The organism is Acaryochloris marina S15 (assembly GCF_018336915.1).
GTDB lineage: Bacteria > Cyanobacteriota > Cyanobacteriia > Thermosynechococcales > Thermosynechococcaceae > Acaryochloris > Acaryochloris marina_A.
The window spans coordinates 1,310,577-1,331,191 of the sequence record NZ_CP064923.1 but is presented as its reverse complement, the minus strand read 5'-3'; the positions used below and the strand labels follow the sequence as shown (position 1 = coordinate 1,331,191).

The window sequence follows — 20,615 nt, the reverse complement described above, 5'->3', positions numbered from 1 at the left end:
AATAACGTCCTATGTAGAGGAACGACTGAGAGATGCAAAAGGCATAGCTTGGGTCGGTTCAAGGCGCACACCTTGAATATCAGGCCGGGCAAAAGCATATTCTTTGCGTTGCCAGAGGGGAATAAAGGGAACATCCTGGGCAAGCAGATCTTGAATCGCTTCAAAGGTTTTCTGGCGCTTGCTCGGGTCTTGTTCTTGGCGCTGCTGATCGATCAGCTGATTCATTTTTTCACTGTAGTAAAACGATCCTTGTCCAACGGTAGCGCCTTCTTTACAGCCTTCCTCAGCATTTCCTTCTGAACAGTCTAAGAAAGGATGGATATAGGTATCGGGATCATAGTAATCGCCACTCCAGTCCAGCATAAACATCGGATAGGTACCTTTATCCAAATTGTTATAGGCTGTTGCTGATTCAATACTTTTCAGTTCTACCTTGGCTAAATCTTTCAGCTCTTGCTCAATATAAGCTTTGATCGTCGTAGCTGCAGGGCCATCACTGGGGACATTAGAACGATACCAAAACTCCACTTCCAGGGGCTTTTCAGTGGTGTATCCTGCCTGGGTCAGCAGCTCTTTGGCCTTGGCGGCATCAGAATTACCACTATCACTTTGAAATACCGGTTTGCTGACATCAAAAATACTAGGCACCAAGCTATAAAGCGGGTCAACTTGACCATCAAACACTCGGTTCTGGATCAATTGCCGATTAATAGCTAGGGCTAAGGCTTGGCGAACCTCTGGTTTTTTCAAGGTTTCGTCCCGGAGATTCAGGCTGACATAGGTAATGTTGCTACCTGGCCCAGTAATGGCTTGCCAGTCCCCTTTATCAGCTGCTTTCGTCAATAACTCAATTTGTTCAGGATTCAAAGATTGATAGGCAATATCCACGGATCCTGTGCGAAAGGCGTTGTATAGGTTGGCACTGCTCGTAAAACTCTGAATGTCAATTCCTGGGTTGGCTGGCTTGTCTCCCCAATATTTGTCGAAGCGGTTTAAACGGATAGAGTCGCTGCCATTGTCAACCAGCTCATAAGGGCCAGTCCCCACAAAGGTGGAAGGATTAAACTTGCCAGGACCAATTTCGTAGGCGGTGGGCGAAACGGCCACTAGCCCCGAAAATGCCAACAAGTCTGTAAAGGCTGCAAACGGTTTCTTCAGCTTAATCTCCAACTCTGTCGCTGACTTGGCCTTCACGGACTCTACGACATCCGACAATAAGAAGGCAGGCTGTCCACCATTTTTGATAAAGCGATTGAGGGAAAATTCCATCGCCTTGGCATCAAAGGGAGTGTCATCGTGAAAAACGACATCCGTTCGCAAAGGGATGGTATACACCAAACCATCTTCACTCGTTTTAGGCAACTCTGTAGCCAGCTGTGGCACCAGTTCTGTCGTGCCGCTGTTGTAGGCGTATAGCCGATCTCCCATGTTGTAGAGGAGATTACCTGAAAAGAGTTCTAAGGCATCAGCGGGATCTAAGGTTCTAACTTTACCCGTGGTGCCAATTGCTAAGCGAGTCTCAGCTCCAGAGGTTGACAGGCTCGGCCCCGAATTGCGCGGCTGGCACCCCACAATCAACAATAGACAACAACAGCACAAACTGAGATAGAACCTTGCCCCTCGCCATCGCCATCTCTGAGCCAGATAGTTGAGGGATTTCAGTACAAGACGCGTCAAAAAGTTGGAAGGAGTCAACAAGGGCTTCTCTCGCATATACAGAAAGACAGCAGAGGCACAGTATCAAATCATCCAAAATGATTGATCCGGCTCTACTGTCTTGCCATTCTATAGTGAGAGGGCAAAATATGACGCGTCCCTACTCAGGAAACTTTACTAGGCGAGGCTCTATTTTTTGTCTTTATCTTTATCCGCAGACGCTAAGGCAATGGGCTCTTGGCCAACACTGACTCTAACTTTCATGCCAGATTGTTCAAGCACAACAACAGGCGCTGCAGGATTACTGAGATTAATGGACTTAACCAACACCTGGCCATTGGCGATGCGGTCCCCCACCCCCACGGTACGAGTTGAGTTTTCACCGGGTGCCTTCAGAATCGCCTTAGGCCGACCGCCCAAGTTAATCACTCCTGTTACCTTTACCCCTTGAGCAACCTCTGGCTTGGGTAAGGTAGGCAAAACAATTTTGCCAGGAGTCGTACTCGGTTTAGTCGAAGGGGAAGAAGGTTTTCCGGAGGGGGCAGAACTTGCTTTCGGCGCAGTTGCTGGCACAGTTGTTTTCGGCACATTCACCGTTGAGGGGGGCCGTCCCTGGGAGGGAACGGTGCGAGGCGAAGAATTCTCTGGAACAACGGCTGGAACAATTTCCGCGAAGGGATCAACACGACCACTCTTCACTACCCGTAACCGTTCGTCAGGATTGGTGGGGCGAGTTAAGACCACCTTTGCTGCAGGGGGAGAGGGAATTTCGGGTGAGGCATCGGGAAAAGACTGTTCGGTGGGAGTCTCGGAAGCCTGTTCAGCTTCAGGCTCATCACCCCCAACTAGCCCACAACTCGCTATCCCCATAGATAACAGGATAAAAGTTACCCCTAATACTGTTTTTCGCATCCGTTTCTCCATCGTCTTAAGCACTATGTTCACTACTAGAGAGCTGTCATTTTTACGATTTGGTGAGTGATCTCGTTGAGTTTTCCCCGGCACTGTCAGCTCAGGATATGGAAGATTCTGCTTACAAAAACAACTTGTGGCTGCAGGAGGATCGCCTCTTGCTAGCAATACAAGCTAGGATCAAAGCAGTTGAAATCCAATCGTTTTGAGCGAAAACAACTATTCAACAACTCAAACGCCTAAGTCGCAGGGCAAGGTTTTTATCATTGGTGCTGGCCCTGGGGAACATAACTATCTTACGGTTATGGGACAAAACCTGCTTGCTCAGGCTGACGTCATCCTCTATGATGCCCTGATCAATCCTGAATTATTAAACCTCGTAAAGAAAACTTGCTTACAAATTCCAGTTGGCAAGCGAGGCAAGGGGCCTAGCACCCCTCAAACGGATATTGATCGCTGGTTAGTCGAGTATTGTTGCCAAGGATATCAAGTCGTCCGTCTTAAAAGTGGTGATCCTTTTGTGTTCGGGCGCACCACGTCTGAAGTTCTCGCATTAAAAGCGGCAGGTTGTGATGTTGAGGTTTTGCCGGGTATTTCTTCAGCCCTAGCTGCTCCACTATTTGCAGGAATTCCTCTCACCGATGTCCACTTAAGCCAGCACTTTACGGTATTGAGTGCCCATGCCCCAGAAAGCCTGGACTGGTCTGTTTTGGCCCAGATCGACACCTTGGTAATTCTGATGGGGGCCCGCCAGTTAGAAACGATTGTGCATCACCTGAGACACAACGGTCAGCCTGAGCAACATCCGATTGCCATTATTCGTTGGGGAGGTCGGCGCCAGCAGCAAGTTTGGATGGGCACTTTAGGAACGATCGTGGCCAAAACCCAAGGAGAGTCCCTATCGCCTTGTGTGATCGTGGTGGGCAATGTCGTTCATCTCCAACCCAGCCTAGGGCTTTCTTTCCCTGCCAACACTGAATATGCTCATAGAAGTGATTCTGCACAATTTCCCATGGGCGCTTCTTCGATTCAGTCGGCTTTACCGTTAGGGGGTAAAACTATCTTGGTGACGCGAGCCGTTGCCCAATCCACGACCTTTAGTCAATCTCTCACTTCGATGGGAGCGACGGTGGTTGATATGCCTGCATTGGAGATTGGCCCACCGTCATCTTGGCAAGAATTAGATGTTGCGATCGCATCCCTAGATCGCTTTGACTGGCTGATCTTAACCTCTGCCAATGGCGTCACTCGATTCCTAGAGCGCTTATTCCATGCCGGCTTAGATACGAGAGCCCTTGCTTCTCTCAAAATTGCAGTGGTCGGTCGTAAAACAGCCAAAACTTTAGAGAAGCAAGGATTAAAGGCAGATTATATCCCACCTAACTACATTGCAGATGCCCTAGTGGAGCATTTTCCAGGGGGAGAGTTAACGGGGCAAACCTTGCTATTTCCCCGAGTTGAAAGTGGTGGGCGAGACGTTTTAGTTAAACAGTTCACCACGCAAGGGGCAACGGTGGTGGAGGTGGCCGCCTATCAATCGCGATGTCCAGACACCATTGCCCCCCAGGCCCTCCAAGCCTTACAAGCTCAAGCTATTGATATTGTGACCTTTGCCAGCTCCAAAACCGTCCGCTACTTCTATCAGCTCCTTCAGCAATCCGTTGGCGAGGGTAACCCTCAGCCATGGCTCACCCCCCTCAAAATCGCCTCCATTGGTCCCCAAACCTCATTGACCTGCCAAGAGCTGTTAGGACGAGTCGATATCGAAGCGAAGGAATATACCCTAGACGGTTTAACGCAAAGTATTATCGATCACTATCAGCCTCAAGATTAAGCCTCATTCCACACCAACATCTCGGGGAAATTCCCAGAGATGGTAAACCCAACCCAATACCAGGGGTGACTAAACGGACAAACATCTTGACCCACTTCTTGGGCTGCGAATTGGAGTTCAGCTTCAATCCGTTGGAGGGTAGTTGCTTGTGAGCTGTCTAATGCTAATGTGTTGCCCACGGTGATCCACCATTGAATCGCATTACGATAGGTCAGGTTGCGGAGCCAATGCTGAGCTTGCCGCAGGGCATGGACTGGGTTGCCATTTTGGTGCAAAAGATGATGGACCTGGGTCATCAGCATGATCCGAGAACAGTGATTGACCTCCCATAGGCTTTTGAGAACATGCTGCACCCCTAAAGAGAGCAAACAGGTTTCTAAATCGGGAATAAACCCAGGTAGCGGCTTCAGATTTTGTGGACCACCCGAGAGGCAAACCGTTGCATAGGACTGCCAATTCAACTCGAACAAGTCCTCTAGGGTCAATCGGTGTCCATCGGCCAAGACCCAAGCTGGTGCTGGGACAGTTGAACGATCTGTAGCCGTCACCCCCGTAAAATGAATACTCCCTGCCGAAACTTTGAGGGCAGCCAAGACCGTCTTCTGAGTCAGCTGTAGTCCTCCCAATTGAATATGCTGCTGGTAAGAGCGGGCGATAGCCAGGGCCTCTAATTCTGTGAGGTTGTTATCCTTTTCATCCTCAGATCCGTTGGGAGGAACAATGGTTAACAAGTGGTCTTGAGGGGACGATTTTGCTTTCAGTAGATTGAGGCCAATGTGCAAACTGGGGAGGAGCGTAATGCTAATCTGCTCAGGAAAAAGGGCCGTCATCGGTAGGTGACGCCATTGCCCAGGCAGAACCAGAATAAGTTCCTGAATACCAGATAAAGTGTCTTGGCATAAAGACTCAATGGCTAAAATCTCTTTGAGTTGGGTTAGGAGTTGAATCCCCTGCCCTTTGAGCCAAAAATCAGCTCCCAGCCCTAGAGCCGACTCATGATTTTTTTGGGAGAGATGCTGGGCTTTATCCCAGTTTTTTTGCCACAATTGCAAGCAGAAATGCTGATCAATTAAAGCGGCATCCAGGTTCCCTGGGTTATCAGCCTCCGGCTCCAGGGAGTGCGCACAGAACAGCACTGGGTCCTGGTTCGGTTTGAGGATAAAGGTATAGAGGTGGGCGGGACTGAGATGCCAATAGATAACGGCTCGCTGCGGATTGAGGAGCGGTTGTAGATCCGTATATTGGTGCTGAATCGGATCATAATCAGGGCCAGATCGCCAATATCCTAAGGTGCGATCTTTACAACGTTCTGCCCAAAGAATCGCTTCTTTTAATTGATTCTGCTGCACCAACCAATCGACCTGCATCTGTTGGAAGCCAGCAAATTGATCTTCTAGTTGTCGATCTTGCTCAGGAGACAGATTGACATCCTGCTTGATGGTTTGAAGTTTGATCGCGCCTTCAAGCAGCATGGAGTGGACAGCGGCCGTTTCTTGTAAATGGAACCGCACCTGCAGCAGAGATTGCCAAATCGCTAAGTGATGCTGAGGGAAAGTTTGGAAATCTAGTAAATCAAGGGCTCTTAAATAGCTTAATTTTGCAGCCTTCCACATCTTGGTCGGAGAAGGATCTTGCCAAGCCTGTTGAGCTTGAAAATCCCCTTTGCGCTGATGGAGACTGCCACAGCCCAAGGCATAATCATCGGCATCACACCAAAGGGCATCAATACCTTGATTCCAGATAGCAATACCAGCATCTACCCCTTGAAGATGAAGCATCGCCATCCCCAGATCGTCCCAAGCCTGCCACAGTTGTTTATCGGTCCAGCGCAGGGCTTGCTCATAGCTATGAATCGCTTCTTTGACATTGCCGAGCTGAATTAAGATGCTGGCTCGGTTATTCCAGGCCTGGTAAAAATCGGGCTGGCGATCTAGGGCCTGATCAAAACTTGCGATCGCATCCTGATATCGCTGCAAATGAAATAGAATCAGCCCCCGTTGATACCAAGCCTGGGCATGGTGATCCTTAAACGCCAGTACTTTATCGTAGGCGGCCAATGCAGCGTCATAATCCTTGGCTTTGGTGCAAGCTAAGGCTCGTTTTTGCCAAAAGTCAAAATCTTGTCCGGAGAGTGAGGATACGGCAGGCGACCCTGGGTTGACCTGGGTTGGCTGGTCTTCTGACTGTCCCTGGGCTTTGGCTAATAAAGACTCCAAGGGAATCATTTTAAGTTTGGCTTCTGGGCTACCGAACAGGCGTTGAGCATTATGGTTCGCTGTGATTGCTTCCCCATAAAACCCCAATTTTTGCAGGACATTGCCACATTGCAGCCAAGCATCTGCATTCCTAGGAGTAAGGGCTAGACCTTGATGAATACAATTCAGGGCATCAATATACTGATTTTTTTCGAGATAAGTTTTTGCCTGTTCCAGCCAAGTCAGGGAGTCGGAGAAATCAGGGCTCGTCATACCAAAGATCTCCCTTACATTGATACCCTGAAGGAGCAGCCAGGCTGCAGCGCTTTTTTGATGTCATTGAACCAATCCTTGCTGATTTCAGTCTAAGGGATAGAGAAGAGCGGCTGGTAATAAATTATTGAAAACAAATTAAAGGTGAGTACCGAACAACTGTCAACCGACGATTCAGACCATGCCTTAATTCAAGGCTGTTTGCGGGGCAGTACCCAAAGTTTTCGGGGTTTGTATCGTCGACATCAGGCTCGAGTGCGGTCAACTCTGATGTCTCTATGTGATCCAGAGGTATTAGATGACCTCGTCCAGGAGGTGTTTGTTCGGGTGTGGAAAGGATTACCTAAACTGGAAGGTCGGTCCAAATTTACGACTTGGCTCTATCGAATTACGTGGAATGTGGCCGCAGATTATCGACGGTCGGCAGCCCAAAAGCGCACGCGCTGGCAATCCCTCACCCATCAACTCCCCAGCCAATCCACTGAACCCAATTGGCAGCAGCTTCACTATCAGGATTTGATTAAACGAGGCATGACTCAACTGAGCTTTGAACATCGCAGTGTGATCGTGCTCCATGATTTACAAGATCTCCCTCAGCAAGAGATTGCCGAGATGTTTGAAATTCCTGTGGGCACCGTCAAGTCTCGTCTACATCATGCCAGAGCAGCCCTCCGAAAATTTTTGCAACATGAAGGGATTTCCCTATGAACCACCCTCCTGATCCTGATCTGAACGGCTCTGATGCCCATGAGGAGTCACTCCCTGATGACGCTTTGGTGAACTTTCTCCAACGTTATCAGCCAGAAGTGCCTGACTCGTCCCTAGACTTAGAGGACAGGATTCTCCATGCCGTTTTGGATGAAGTTACCCAGTCCCCCTCAGCCCCAACATCGTTGGAGCCTGAGGGGTGGAAGATGGCCCGATGGGGTATTCCGGCTGCGATCGCAACAACCATCGCGCTGTTCTGGGGCGGATCACAAATTTGGCGAACGGCAAAACAGCCTATGCCACCCGATGGAGAATTAGAAGCCTTTGTGGCGGAGAGTTGGTCTAGCGCTTTTGACCCCTTCAATGACGGGGAAACCGATTTATTGACGGATCCCTGGGAATGGTGGGGACAAAGGCCATCAGCATCCGTCATTGCTAAATCTAATACCGTTACGTGCAAGAGGTCCGGATTATGTCACGAATAAGCAAAGGAGTCGTTATTTGTTTCGCCCTGATCGGGGTATGTTCTCTGGGGCAATGGGTGGGAAATACCTTGCAGCCCAGTGTGGCTCAATCCCCTGAACGTCAAAGACAACGTCCCGGACTATTCCGAGACTTGCAGCTTTCTCGACAACAGCGACGGGAGATTCGCGCCATCCGTCAACAATATGGTCCTCAAACCCGAGAGAAAGCCCAGTTACTGCGGCAAACTCGGAAAGAGTTGAAGGCTATGATTGCTGGAGAAGCTCCTGATGCAGAGGTTCGCACTCAGTTTCAGTCCTTAGATCAGCTCACTCAGGAAACCCTGAAGCTGCGGTTTGAGAACATGATGGCCATTCGCAAGGTCCTCACACCAGACCAACGGCAGCAGCTAGCTGAAAAGTTAGCAGAGCGACGGCGGCAGCGGCAACGACGTTTCAATCCTGAGGGCTAGCCTCGGGGCGCAGTATCTTAGTAATTTCTTGGACGACGGATTCACAAACAGACTCTACGATCTGATCCGGCTTGAGCAAGATATGAATATCTGCCTGCCGATAAAGAGGTCGCCGTTGAGTCAGCAATTCGTCTAAAACTTGTTGGGGATTCGGTTTTTGCAGCAGTGGCCGGGACTGGTCTGCCTGGAGACGTTGCCAAAGCTGCTCGGCTTCTACATCCAGCCAGATCACAAGGCCGTGTTGCAAAAAGCTCCAGTTCTGTTTCTCTAGTACAATCCCACCCCCCGTTGCCACCACAAGCTTGGTGTGGGCTGCCACTTCGGACAGGACTTTAGACTCAACTTGCCGAAAATAATCTTCACCGGATTCAGCAAAAATATCGGTAATGGCTTGGCCTGTGAGTTGGGTAATTAGGTCATCCGTATCGACAAAGCCGTAGCCTAGCTGCTTAGCTAAGGCCCGGCCTGTTGTCGATTTACCACACCCCATCATGCCGACGAGGTAAAGATTGACCCCTTTAAGGTTGATCATTGCCAATTGCTGAGTGCTTAACCCGCTGCATGATCTTTGAAAGACTTATAGGCTTTCTCAGAATCGTAAAGGTGGCATTCTTCAGAAATTTCTTTCATCAAGGCCCAGTTAAATTCGCGCTCATACACGTACTGACCCCAGTTTTCCTTCAGGCTTTTGTGGGCCATGCGCAGATTGTAGGAAGGAATCGCCGTGGAAACGTGGTGAGGAACATGGACATTGATATCGTGGCAGAGAAACTCAACCCAGCCAGGATATTTACAGTGCACTGAACCCACCAGCTGAGCTTCTGCAGCGTTCCAGACTTCAGTGGGTTGAAAGGGAATATCGGACGCCGTGTGGTGAACGATGGTAAAGGTGCTCATCCAGAAGTGGTAGACCATCCAAGGAATCAACCAAAACTTGACGAAGCCCCAAATGCCAGCGGTGTAGATGATGGCAGGAAATGCGATCGCAGCAAACAATACGGCAACGCCAATAGAAAGCTTGACATCATCTCGATCCTTTTCATCAAAGGAATTCCAGTTAAAATGCAGGTTGGCCCAGTGAACGATAGAGCCGACCCACCAGAAATAGCCGCGAATTTGCTCATAGACTGTGCGAATGACAGGATCCAGGCTTTCATATTCAGCACCATCAAAAGGCCGCCAAGCATTATCTACATCCAGCTCATTGGTATGCGTATGGTGAAAGTTATGCAGGATGCGCCAGCAATGAAAGGGATAGACCAGAGGTGCCATAAACAGATGCCCCACCAGATCGTTGACCCACCGGTTTTTAGCAAAAGATCGATGCCCTGCATCATGACCAATCACAAAGAAACCCGTCAGGGCCGTGCCCGTAAAGATCCAGGCGATGGGTAGCAAATACCAAGGAGAATTGATAATTGCTACATAGCCCAAAGCGACCATCAGCACATTGATGATGGCACCCGTCCAAGCCTTCGCTGCATTTTGCTTAAAGCAATCCTTGGGCAGAGATTTGATAACATCTTGTAGGGTAATCGTCGGATCTGTAAGCGTCCGCAATTGAGGGTCAGACTTGACAAGGGATGCAGTCATAGCTGAATTAGGAATCTCCTGAGCTGAAATATGTGATCAAGCACCCTCTATCAGTCTTGCCATTAGCCAAGCATGCTGTAATGCTTCAAACTTGGACGGGTTATATGGGCTTCTGATCCTTAGGGGGCTACATTGCAAAGCATTTGAGACTTGAATTAATCGCAAGACAAATCAATATTTCTCAAAAGCACTTTACACAACTAAACTTATGTTTTTATAACATAATCTGGGGATCAATCGGTGTTTTTGCTCGGGATTCCTAGGACGGCAACCCGTTTATAGACAATGACTTTAGCGAACCCATTCCTGAGTGAATTACCATAGGGACAGTCTTCTTTTCAGCCCCATTCAGCCTCTTACTTCGTTACATAACTTTATGAGTTCAGATTCACGCCGATACCACATCACCACCTATGGCTGTCAGATGAATAAAGCTGACTCTGAGCGGATGGCAGGGGTTTTGGAAAATATGGGATACCAATGGTCTGAGAACCCAGATGACGCCAATCTGATTCTCTGCAATACCTGCACCATTCGAGACAATGCCGAGCACAAAGTCTATTCCTATTTAGGGCGGCAAGCGAAGCGCAAACATGCGCAACCGGATTTAACCTTAGTCGTCGCAGGCTGTGTGGCCCAACAAGAAGGGGATACCCTGCTTCGTCGCGTGCCCGAACTAGATTTGGTGATGGGTCCTCAGCACGCCAATCGGCTCCAGGATTTATTAGAACAAGTGGCCAGCGGTCAACAGGTGTTGGCAACGGAACCGATTCACATTGTGGAGGATATTACCAAACCCCGTCGGGATAGTACCGTCACTGCCTGGGTCAATGTGATCTATGGGTGCAATGAGCGCTGTACCTATTGCGTGGTCCCCAACGTTCGAGGGATAGAACAATCTCGCACCCCAGAGGTCATTCGAGCCGAAATGGTGCAGCTCGGAAAACAAGGCTTCAAAGAAGTGACGCTTCTAGGACAAAATATCGATGCCTATGGTCGTGACCTACCCGGAACAACCCCAGAAGGACGGCATCAGCATAATCTGACAGATTTACTTCACTTTGTCCATGATGTGCCCGGCATTGAGCGAATTCGATTTGCCACGAGCCATCCTCGCTATTTTACGGAGCGTTTGATTCAGGCTTGTTATGAGCTGCCAAAAGTGTGTGAGCATTTCCATATCCCCTTTCAATCTGGGGATAACGATATTCTCAAGGCCATGTCTCGAGGCTATACCCAAGAGAAATACCGCCGCATTATTGATAACATTCGGGCCGTGATGCCAGATGCTTCCATTAGCGCTGATGTAATTGTCGGTTTTCCGGGAGAAACGGAAGAGCAGTTCTTGAAGACTTTTCAGTTGGTGGAAGAGATTGAATTCGATCTGGTGAATACGGCAGCCTATTCTCCCCGTCCCAATACCCCTGCAGCGTTATGGGACAACCAGCTGAGTGAAGAGGTGAAAGCCGATCGGCTCCAGAGATTGAATCGCTTGGTGGGAGTGTGTGCGGAGTTGAGATCGCAACGTTATGCCAACCGCATCGAAGAAGTGCTCGTAGAAGACCAAAATCCCAAAGACCCTACTCAAGTTATGGGCCGAACCCGGGGCAATCGTCTCACCTTCTTCCCTGGCAAAATTGAAGAATTACGGGGCCAAATCATTTCGGTAAAAGTGATTGAGGTACGTCCTTTCAGCCTGACCGGAGAACCTCTGTCAGCTTTGGCGACTGCTTCTAACTAGAGGCAGTTTATTTATGAAGTTAATCCCATATCAGCAGACTAATCTTGATGTTCATTCTTCAGCGTCTGGATATAGTTAGAGACGGAACCATCCCAATGACACAGACTGCAATACCCATGTAAGAAGTTATGCTCACACTTCGGATAACCATATAAATAATGAGCACATTCAGGACATAGATGGGCCATCCATGGCTGAGAGACCAAATATGAGCTTCTGCATTCGTCACAGGGTTGAGTGTGGGAAAGTGTCAATAGTTTTAATCCTCATTCAGATCACATCTATGGCATAGCATTAGGAATTCGGGGCATATCTCATCCCTGGGAGTTGATTAACCAAACCTTGTAACTCTAACTGCAGTATCTCACCCGATACTTCTCCTGCTGATAGTTCAACTGATTGAACTATCAGATCGAAAGGGACAGAGCCATCACCTGATTGTTGGCAAAGCTGGCTCACCGTTTTCAGAATTTCTGCTTGCACGGGTGGCAGTGTAGAAGGAATTTCAGGAATGCTAGAAGCAGGGTCTGGTGATAAGGGTGGAATCGTACCTAACTGGTCCAACAGTTGACCAATCCCTAAAATGAGTTGAGCCCCTCGTTGTACTAATCCTAAACAGCCCATTGCCCGAGGATTATCCAACGAACCAGGTAGAACATAAATGTCGCGATTATACTCATTGGCCTGATATGCCGTAATTAATGCCCCTGACTTTGTCGGGGCTTCCATCACCAGCAACGCTCGGCATAAACCTGCCACAATCCGATTACGACGGGGAAAATGGGCTCGATTGGGTTGTGTACCAGATGGATACTCGCTCAACAGCAAACCCTGTTGCTCAATTTTCTGGTACAAGCCTTGGTTCCGGGGTGGGTAAATCATATCCACTCCCGTCCCTAAAACGGCAATCGTGCGCCCACCACCCTCAATACAACCCAAATGGGCCTGGGTATCAATTCCTTCTGCCATCCCTGACACGACCGTTATTCCCCGTTTTGCTAAGGCATAAGCAATCTTCCGAGTCCATCGTTTGGCATATTCAGACGGATCTCGGGTTCCTACAATCCCTACCATAGGGGTACTACCCTGATTTTCAGACAGCTGAACTTGGCCTCGATAGTAGAGCAGCGGTGGAGAATCGGCGATTTCCGTGAGCATCCGAGGATATGCCTCATCCGCCATGCACCAAAAACTGGGATTCTTCTGTACATGCTGAGCCAGTAGATCCGTCGGCCTTCCAGATTGCCTGTGCTTCTGAATGGTCCTCAGGGTTTGAGCCCCAATCCCCGTTACCGTTCCTAGGTCGGCAGCATCTGCCGACCATGCCGAGGACAAAGTGCCAAACCGCTGCTGTAAACGCTTAAGGACAACTGGACCTATCCCTGGAATCTGCGACCAAGCCAACCAATAGGGGCGTTCTTCCACCTTTTCACCAACTACCGATACGGTTTACGCACCTAAAATATCGTGTTTATGCACCTAAAATAACGACTCCAATGGTGCAAAGTATCGTGAAGGCCAAGATCAAAGGAAAAAATATTAGATGCTCGTTCCTAAAATCTTAAGCGGCTTCAACAGGTTTAACTGCTTGTTTTGAGAAACCTTGCTTCGTCAATTCCTGGTTCAACAGCAAGCTATTCTCTACTCGGTCTACAAACATAACGCCCGTTAAATGATCCATTTCATGCTGAATCACTCGTGCCAACAGATCCGTGGCCACAATAACTTGAGGTCTACCCTGCTCGTCTTTATAGGCAACTTCGATTTCAGCGGGTCGCCGGACATCTAGGTACACCCCAGGAATACTCAGGCAACCCTCTTGACCTAAGGCTAAGTCATCACTATGGCGACGAATCTTAGGATTCAGCAGGATAATCGGCTGATTAGCCGGTTCTTCTGGGTCGGTATCAACCACAATTAGCTGCTTGCCTACGGCGACTTGGGGCGCCGCGAGGCCAATGCCGTCAGCGCTATACATCGTTTGCAGCATTTGGCGGGCCAATTCTCGAATCTCGTCATCCACTTTGGAAATTCGCTTGGCTGATTGTCTAAGCACGCGATCACCGAGGGTGTGAATATTCAGGGGAGGATTTTTAAGTTTGTGCTTTTCAACCAGAACTTCAGAAGACATAACCAAACGTATAGGGTGGAACTGTAAAAAACGAAGAGAATTCTTCTCTAATCTCAATTGTACTCAATCCAGGTTAGGTCCCTCAAAATTGCCGAACCTCAAGCTAACCCATATATCCTTATATCCCTCAGATAGTAATAGCCGGGTGTGTTGAGTTCAACACACCCGGCTATTACCTGAAAAAGTCAGGAAAATGGATTTTTGATATTTTAATCGCAGTTCCTATTTTCCTTGAATTTAAGGTCTATGCAATTGATCGCGATCGTGCAACAAGCGCAACAGAAAATGAATGGACAAAAGATACAGAGCCGAAATTGTCAGAATCAGGATGGGGAAAGGGATAGTTGGCATGGCAGAGGAGTGTAAGAGGGAAAAAGTAGATTTAGAATTAGCAGTATCAACGCAATGAGGTTGACCTAGCCTACTTTTTTAAGAATGCAAAACTTCCACGATGAGCAGGATAAGTTCCTCTCAACCGCGGCACGGCAACCTAGGGCAGGCCATTTTTCAGCACAGGTGCGCCAAAAAAAATCTCATTACAACAAAGGCAAGTTAACTGGCAAAAAAGCTCACTTAACTTATTACTCCCAACACCCAAGGCATATAGAAAAATCGCGCAGAAACGTTACACATTTTCTAGGCGGATTAGCTCTCTAAACAGTCGAAAAAAGATCGTGTATATCTCTTTTCTTTTCGTAGAGCGAGAATATCAGTTTTTCTAATCCCTTGGATTCCAAGTTAACACAGCCATCTAGGAATTGTCAGTCCCATTCCTGAGTAAAATTAACAATAGTTAACAATCCCTGAAAATGTTCTTGGTTAACATTTTCAGGGATTGAATTTGCGGATAAATATTATTTACAAGAATAAAATAATGTGTTTCCCTAACTGAGCGCTCACTATTTCTGGGTGGATAGAACCATAAGATTATTTAATCGTTTAGGTGAACACTGACCGTTTAGCTTGAAAAACTGATAGACACTTGAGCTGGTGCTAGGTATCTGCAATCAAGACCAGTTTAGGCTACCTAGATCAAAAAGAGCACCCATTGCTCATTAGCAAATGGATGCTCAGAAAATTAATACCCCTATTGCTTATAAAGCTGAGGGTTCAGAACTTAAAACAATCCCAAAGTCAAAGACTTATCAATGGGGAGTGTTGCACCAATTCCTAACCATAAGGTGAAGACTACGCTAAATAAGAAGACGCTAGTCGCAATGGGTCTGCGGAATGGATTCTGAAACTTATTCACATTTTCAATGAAAGGAATAAGCATCAATCCCAAAGGAATTGTGGTTTGAATGAGTACGCCCAACAATTTGCTGGGTACTGTCCGCAAAATTTGGAAGACAGGGTATAAATACCATTCAGGCAGAATTTCCAAGGGGGTGGCGAAGGGGTTAGAAGGCTCACCAATCATGGCTGGGTCTAAGACCGCTAAGCCGATGACCAGCGAGATCGTTCCCATAATCACCACTGGGAAAATGTAAAGAAGGTCATTAGGCCAAGCGGGCTCACCATAATAGTTATGGCCCATGCCTTTCTTCAGCTTTTCCTTTAACTGCGGATCGCTTAGATCAGGCTGTTTAAGTATTTTTGCCATGGTTGCGCGTGTTCTCCGTTCTATTTTTGGGTCAGCAGGTGAGGGTTCTCACAAAGACTTACGTCAAAAGTCCAAGACTCCGAAAACAGAAAACCCGATTCAGAGCCTAAAAAGAGTTTACAAAGGGCCAGAAATACCTTGCTTCCGAATCATGAGGAAGTGAAGCAGCATGAACACTGCAATCAACCAAGGTAGAACAAAGGTGTGCAAACTATAAAAACGAGTAAGGGTAGATTGACCAACGCTAGTGCCACCACGTAGCAGCTCAACGATGGAAGAACCAACCACAGGAATTGCTTCAGGAACACCTGAAACAATTTTGACAGCCCAGTAACCCACTTGGTCCCAGGGCAGAGAGTAGCCTGTTACACCAAAAGTAACGGTAATCACAGCTAAAACAACGCCAGTGATCCAGGTCAGCTCTCGGGGCTTTTTGAATCCGCCAGTTAAATAAACCCGGAAGACATGGAGAATCATCATCAAGACCATCATGCTGGCTGACCAGCGATGGATGGAACGAATCAACCATCCAAAATTAACTTCAGTCATGATGTACTGAATGGAGTTAAATGCTTCAGTGACCGTCGGCCGATAATAGAAGGTCATTGCAAATCCAGTGGCAAACTGGATAATAAAGCAAACTAAGGTAACTCCACCCAGGCAATAAAAAATGTTGACGTGAGGCGGCACGTACTTGGTGGTGACGTCATCGGCAATCGCCTGAATCTCAAGGCGTTCCTCAAACCAGTCGTACACTTTGCTCATAAAGCTAGGGGTTCCAAAAAAATGTATCGCTCTTCATAAAAAATGTAACACAGTGCCTATACCCCTTTCAGAAAATCGTGGCGGTATTTTCCTGACTCACGACGATTGAACTCTTTTTTGAGAATGGCCAAGTAAAAAATCAACGTTACAAAGCGCTTTAGAGGAGCTAGAGGGGCAAGATAAAGCCGAATATCGTTAGAATTTACAAATGATTAAACGTATTGTTAGCTATATATTTATTCTGCAATTTGCCTTCATCCTAGCGGTTGCTCCTCCTGCAACAGCCTTGACTGAAGAACAGTTGCTATATAACGAAGCTTGGCGTCTGGTGGATCAAGCTTATGTGGATGACTCCTTCAATCATCAGGATTGGCGAATGGTTCGTCAAAAGGCATTAACGAATCAAATGCCGGATCGGGAGGCTACCTACAAGGCCATCCGCGATATGTTGGACAGCCTGGGAGATCCCTTTACGCGTCTATTACAACCCAAGCAATACAAGAGCTTAAAGACCAGTACGTCTGGAGAGCTAACTGGAGTCGGCTTACAAATCATTCAGAATGAAGAGTCTGGCTATTTAGAGGTCTTAGCACCTATTGAGGGTTCTCCAGCTGCGATCGCAGGTTTGCAAGCAGCGGATCAAATCCTCAAAATTGACAATATTCCCACCACAGATCTGTCCCTAGATGAAGCGGCTGAGCGCATGCGTGGCCCCGTTGGGTCAACCGTGAATTTAAAAGTGGAACGACTCGATCAAGGCGTATTGCTGTTTCCCATCAAACGCGATCGCATTGCCATTAACCCGGTATTTGCTGAATTGCGACCTCAGCCCAACGGTCAGGACATTGGATTTATTCGTCTGCGCCAATTCAACGCCAACGCCACCCAGGAGATGCAGGCAGCCATTACCCGTCTAGAAGCCGAAGGAGCTGAAGGCTATATTTTGGACCTGCGAAATAATCCAGGAGGCCTTTTGCAAGCCGGGGTTGAAATTGCTCAGATGTGGCTTAACCCTAGTCCAATTGTCTATACCGTTGATCGACAGGGTATTCGCAATAGCTTTGACTCTAAAATGGGTTCTCTAACGGATGCACCTCTTATGGTTTTGGTAAATCGGGGCAGTGCCAGTGCCAGTGAAATCTTGGCAGGTGCCTTGCAAGATAATGGTCGTGCCCAATTAGTAGGAGAGCAAACCTTTGGCAAAGGCTCAATTCAATCCCTGTTTAATTTGTCTGATGGCTCAGGTCTAGCGATCACTATCGCTAAATATGAAACCCCTAGTCATCGCAATATCAACAAGGTGGGCATTAAACCCGATAAAATCGTTGATCTCAAAACCCTGCGTAGTGACCAAGTGGGGACGGATACGGATACCCAATATCAGCAGGCCCTCAAAATCCTGGCAGAACCGGCGGTGATTGCCAGTGCAGCCTCTACCTAGTCGGACTTACCACGATCCCTTACATGGGAGCATTACCTTAACAGCCCAAGATCCGGTTGAATCTCTGCTGATTCAGTTGATAGATACCCCTGAATTTCAGCGATTACGGCGTATTCGCCAGCTCGGGACAGCCAGTCTCACCTTTCATGGAGCTGAAGGCTCTCGGTTTACTCACTCTTTGGGGGTGATGCATGTCGCTCGGCTGGCCTTTGATCGATTAATCCAGACCTATACTCAACTGCAGTCCTACCGTGCCCTCGTCCTTTGTGGAGCTTTGCTGCATGATATTGGTCATGGTCCCTATAGCCATACCGGCGAGGACATTTTTAATAGTCATCATGAGACTTGGACTCGCACGATTCTGAGGGAGTCTCCCCGCATCCGCACCTTGCTCGATCAGTTTGATGCTGATTTAGCGGTTCAGTTAGAACAAGTCTATTTAAAGACCTTTGAGCTACCCATTGTCAGCCAACTAGTGTCGAGTCAGTTGGATTGTGATCGCCTCGACTACCTTCTACGAGATAGCTATTTCACCGGGGCTTCCTATGGCCAGTTAGATTTAGACCGAATTCTAATGGCGTTGGATTATGACCCCCAAACCCAGCAGTTAGTCGTGAAACAGAAAGGACAAGCTGCCATTGAGCATTATTTGGTGGTTCGCTACTTTATGTATGCTCAGATTTACAATCACCCCAAAAATTTGGCGTCTGCCTGGGGCTTAGTGCAAGCCTTTCGGCGAGCCAAAGAGCTATTAAAGGAAGGGAAAATTAGCGCCGATCAAACGGTGAGGGCCTGGCTATTCCAGACGGACGGCAATTTATCTTTGCAGGATTATCTAGCTGCAGATGATATTGTTTTTACCTACCATCTGCACCAATGGCAGCAAAGTAATGATGCCATTTTGAGTAATTTATGTCGCCGCCATCTCAATCGAGATTTGATGAAGGCAATGGATATTACCCATCTGACCGCAGCTCAACAGCAAGAGTGTTTGGCCCATAGCCAGGATTTGGTGCAGGCACAAGGCTGGGACCCAAAATACTATACGGGGCTACAAGTGGCGTTGACTCGGGGCTATACCCTATACCAACGGGGCATCAATTTACTGACGAGGCAAGGGCTGGTTGAAATTAGTGACGTTTCGGTCCTCGTCCAGGCTTTAATCCAACCCTTTCGACGAAGCTGGATTATTTATCCCCCAGGGATTGAAAGTGATTTAAATCAGATCCCTGTTTTACGGGAACAGCGCTAGCAATAGTCACGGTACAAAGCTGAGCTGGGCACTCCAGAAAATTGAAGCAGGGGATAGTGAAATTCGCCTTCAAAGCATCGGTATCCCTGAGGGAAAAATGGGTAACATGGTTACATCACATCTCTGCCGATAGCAATCGATCAGTGATGCGTATAGGGTCATGGTAGGCTTAACCCTGATTAAGCAGATGATCTTGAGATATAGTTTTATTTCTGCCCGATAAATTATTTTGAAGTTGTTATTCCCTTAAAAACACCATGGATGCTGACCAGGAAACAAAGACGACTGCCAACTTGGATGTAAGCACCGAAACTTCTGGAAGCTTGTCTCCTCTTTCTGCGGACGACTCCACTACGATTGACGTTAATGAGATTGGCAAGCAGTTAAGAGACTTTGTGGATACTTTCCCCAAACAGGTGGGAGAAACCTATTCCATTTATAAGAAACCTCTAAATCTGTTCTTAGTCATTTCTGCTGCAGCGATTGCGGCAGCGGTTGCAAATGGAGTTTTAGACGTTCTCAATTCAATTCCTTTTGTTGCGCCACTCTTAGAGCTGATTGGCTTAGGCTATTCCGCTTGGTTTGCCTGGAATTACTTAACCTATGCTGAGAAACGGCAGAAATTAGTAGACGACTATCGTCAGCTCAAAGATAAAGTTACAGGTGGGTCTCGCTAACACAACTCCCCAGATTTTATGACTTAGTGAGGCTGCAATTAATTGCAGCCTCACTTGTTTTTTGGAGCCAATGCTAGGAGTTGATACGCTCCAACTGCCACAGGATTTGGTTACCTTCCCGGCGCACACGGGAGATTAGCCAGTTGCGCCACACCCATTCATCTCCTCGACTGGTCACTGCATTTGCATGCACTGCCATCAGGTCAGCTAGCTCAGAGCTGCTAATCAAGTAACCTTCTTTAGCAATATGATCGGCAATTTCTAAGGTCTCAACTAAATCTTGCAGATGAGACACTCTTGATTCACTGACCGGATGGTCTGAGTGCTCGGGCGGATGTTGATTTGATTCGGAAGATTCAGGCATGGCAGTCGTAGGGTTGGATTGGTGAAGATCAGGAGTTTGACGTTGGGAGAAGGAACGGGCGATCTGGTCACAGCGTTCGTTACCTTCATGGCCTGCATGAGCGCGGATATACCGCCAGTCTATGGAAGCGTCATTGAGTTGATCGAGCTGTTGCCACAAATCTTGATTCAGAACATCTTTACCTTTAGCCGTTTTCCAACCTTTGCGTTTCCATCCCGACAACCACTTAGTAATGCCGTTTTTAACGTACTCGCTGTCAGTATAGAGGGGAATGGTCTTGGGTAATGGTTTGTCTTGCAACAATTCTAAGATTGCGATCGCAGCCTGCAATTCCATCCGATTATTCGTCGTTTGGGGAGAAAATCCACCAATTTCATGGCAGGATCCATCTTTGAAGTAGATGACACTGCCCCATCCACCTGGTCCGGGATTCCCCGAACAAGCGCCATCGGTATAGATACTTTCAATGTCAGAAAAAGCAGGCATGGTCAGTCATCATTACAGCAATCGTCGCTCCTATCCTATGCTGATTGGTC

18 protein-coding genes are annotated in these 20,615 nt (G+C 47.8%); 8 read left to right on the top strand and 10 right to left on the bottom strand.

Annotation, left to right across the window (positions count from 1 at the left end; all coding sequences use genetic code 11):
- Positions 1-9 precede the first annotated feature (9 nt).
- Positions 10-1,662 carry an ABC transporter substrate-binding protein gene (locus tag I1H34_RS06880; protein WP_212666171.1) on the bottom strand — a complete coding sequence of 551 codons (1,653 nt, stop codon included), beginning with the start codon at positions 1,660-1,662 and terminating at the stop codon, positions 10-12.
- 183 nt (positions 1,663-1,845) lie between these two features.
- Positions 1,846-2,568, bottom strand: a complete 723-nt coding sequence (locus I1H34_RS06875) for a hypothetical protein (RefSeq protein WP_249369871.1) — start codon at positions 2,566-2,568, stop codon at positions 1,846-1,848.
- A 205-nt stretch (positions 2,569-2,773) separates the two neighbouring features.
- On the opposite strand from I1H34_RS06875, the gene cobA reads away from it, so the two are divergent.
- The gene (cobA, locus tag I1H34_RS06870; RefSeq protein ID WP_212664947.1) at positions 2,774-4,402 is read left to right on the top strand and encodes a uroporphyrinogen-III C-methyltransferase; all 1,629 of its coding nucleotides are present in this window, start codon (positions 2,774-2,776) and stop codon (positions 4,400-4,402) included.
- Here cobA and I1H34_RS06865 read toward each other — a convergent pair.
- Complete coding sequence (locus I1H34_RS06865; RefSeq protein ID WP_212664946.1) at positions 4,399-6,870, bottom strand: CHAT domain-containing protein; 2,472 nt, start codon at positions 6,868-6,870, stop codon at positions 4,399-4,401. The genes cobA and I1H34_RS06865 overlap by 4 nt on opposite strands.
- Before the next feature lie 144 nt (positions 6,871-7,014).
- On the opposite strand from I1H34_RS06865, the gene I1H34_RS06860 reads away from it, so the two are divergent.
- Genes I1H34_RS06860 through I1H34_RS06850 form a run of 3 tightly spaced genes read left to right on the top strand, consistent with a single transcriptional unit; the run spans position 7,015 to position 8,512 of the window.
- Positions 7,015-7,578: a sigma-70 family RNA polymerase sigma factor gene (locus tag I1H34_RS06860; RefSeq protein ID WP_212664945.1), complete on the top strand. Its 564-nt coding sequence runs from the start codon at positions 7,015-7,017 to the stop codon at positions 7,576-7,578.
- A complete protein-coding gene (locus I1H34_RS06855) occupies positions 7,575-8,063 on the top strand; it encodes a hypothetical protein (RefSeq protein WP_212664944.1) in 489 nt (162 codons plus the stop codon). Before I1H34_RS06860 ends, I1H34_RS06855 begins: the two co-directional genes overlap by 4 nt.
- Entirely contained in the window at positions 8,051-8,512 is a 462-nt protein-coding gene (locus I1H34_RS06850; RefSeq protein WP_212664943.1) for a Spy/CpxP family protein refolding chaperone, read from the top strand. Before I1H34_RS06855 ends, I1H34_RS06850 begins: the two co-directional genes overlap by 13 nt.
- On the opposite strand, the gene I1H34_RS06845 is transcribed toward I1H34_RS06850, so the two are convergent.
- Positions 8,496-9,044, bottom strand: coding sequence for a shikimate kinase (locus tag I1H34_RS06845; protein WP_212664942.1), 549 nt, complete (start codon positions 9,042-9,044; stop codon positions 8,496-8,498). The two genes, I1H34_RS06850 and I1H34_RS06845, sit on opposite strands and share 17 nt — an antisense overlap.
- 17 nt (positions 9,045-9,061) lie before the next feature.
- Positions 9,062-10,105, bottom strand: a complete 1,044-nt coding sequence (locus I1H34_RS06840; protein WP_212664941.1) for a fatty acid desaturase — start codon at positions 10,103-10,105, stop codon at positions 9,062-9,064.
- 376 nt (positions 10,106-10,481) lie between these two features.
- Here I1H34_RS06840 and miaB point away from each other — a divergent pair, with 376 nt between their 5' ends.
- Positions 10,482-11,846: a tRNA (N6-isopentenyl adenosine(37)-C2)-methylthiotransferase MiaB gene (gene miaB / locus I1H34_RS06835; protein WP_212664940.1), complete on the top strand. Its 1,365-nt coding sequence runs from the start codon at positions 10,482-10,484 to the stop codon at positions 11,844-11,846.
- A gap of 294 nt (positions 11,847-12,140) precedes the next feature.
- Here the strand turns inward: miaB and dprA are convergent, their stop codons facing one another.
- From dprA to petB, 4 genes are all read right to left on the bottom strand, one after another.
- Positions 12,141-13,271, bottom strand: a complete 1,131-nt coding sequence (gene dprA / locus I1H34_RS06830) for a DNA-processing protein DprA (RefSeq protein WP_212664939.1) — start codon at positions 13,269-13,271, stop codon at positions 12,141-12,143.
- 136 nt (positions 13,272-13,407) lie between these two features.
- On the bottom strand, positions 13,408-13,977 hold the full coding sequence (gene def, locus I1H34_RS06825) for a peptide deformylase (RefSeq protein WP_212664938.1): 570 nt from the start codon (positions 13,975-13,977) through the stop codon (positions 13,408-13,410).
- A 1,117-nt stretch (positions 13,978-15,094) separates the two neighbouring features.
- Positions 15,095-15,580 (bottom strand): cytochrome b6-f complex subunit IV, encoded by a 486-nt coding sequence (gene petD, locus I1H34_RS06820; protein ID WP_012164940.1) that lies wholly within the window; start codon positions 15,578-15,580, stop codon positions 15,095-15,097.
- 117 nt (positions 15,581-15,697) lie between these two features.
- Complete coding sequence (gene petB / locus I1H34_RS06815; protein WP_010471635.1) at positions 15,698-16,345, bottom strand: cytochrome b6; 648 nt, start codon at positions 16,343-16,345, stop codon at positions 15,698-15,700.
- A 208-nt stretch (positions 16,346-16,553) separates the two neighbouring features.
- Between petB and ctpA the strand changes: the two genes are divergently transcribed.
- From ctpA to I1H34_RS06800, 3 genes are all read left to right on the top strand, one after another.
- Positions 16,554-17,786 (top strand): carboxyl-terminal processing protease CtpA, encoded by a 1,233-nt coding sequence (gene ctpA / locus I1H34_RS06810; RefSeq protein ID WP_212664937.1) that lies wholly within the window; start codon positions 16,554-16,556, stop codon positions 17,784-17,786.
- A complete protein-coding gene (locus I1H34_RS06805; RefSeq protein WP_212664936.1) occupies positions 17,770-19,038 on the top strand; it encodes an HD domain-containing protein in 1,269 nt (422 codons plus the stop codon). Before ctpA ends, I1H34_RS06805 begins: the two co-directional genes overlap by 17 nt.
- A 257-nt stretch (positions 19,039-19,295) precedes the next feature.
- Positions 19,296-19,715 (top strand): CAAD domain-containing protein, encoded by a 420-nt coding sequence (locus I1H34_RS06800; RefSeq protein WP_212664935.1) that lies wholly within the window; start codon positions 19,296-19,298, stop codon positions 19,713-19,715.
- 73 nt (positions 19,716-19,788) lie between these two features.
- Here I1H34_RS06800 and rnhA read toward each other — a convergent pair whose 3' ends face one another.
- Positions 19,789-20,565 carry a ribonuclease HI gene (gene rnhA / locus I1H34_RS06795; protein ID WP_212664934.1) on the bottom strand — a complete coding sequence of 259 codons (777 nt, stop codon included), beginning with the start codon at positions 20,563-20,565 and terminating at the stop codon, positions 19,789-19,791.
- Positions 20,566-20,615 lie beyond the last annotated feature (50 nt).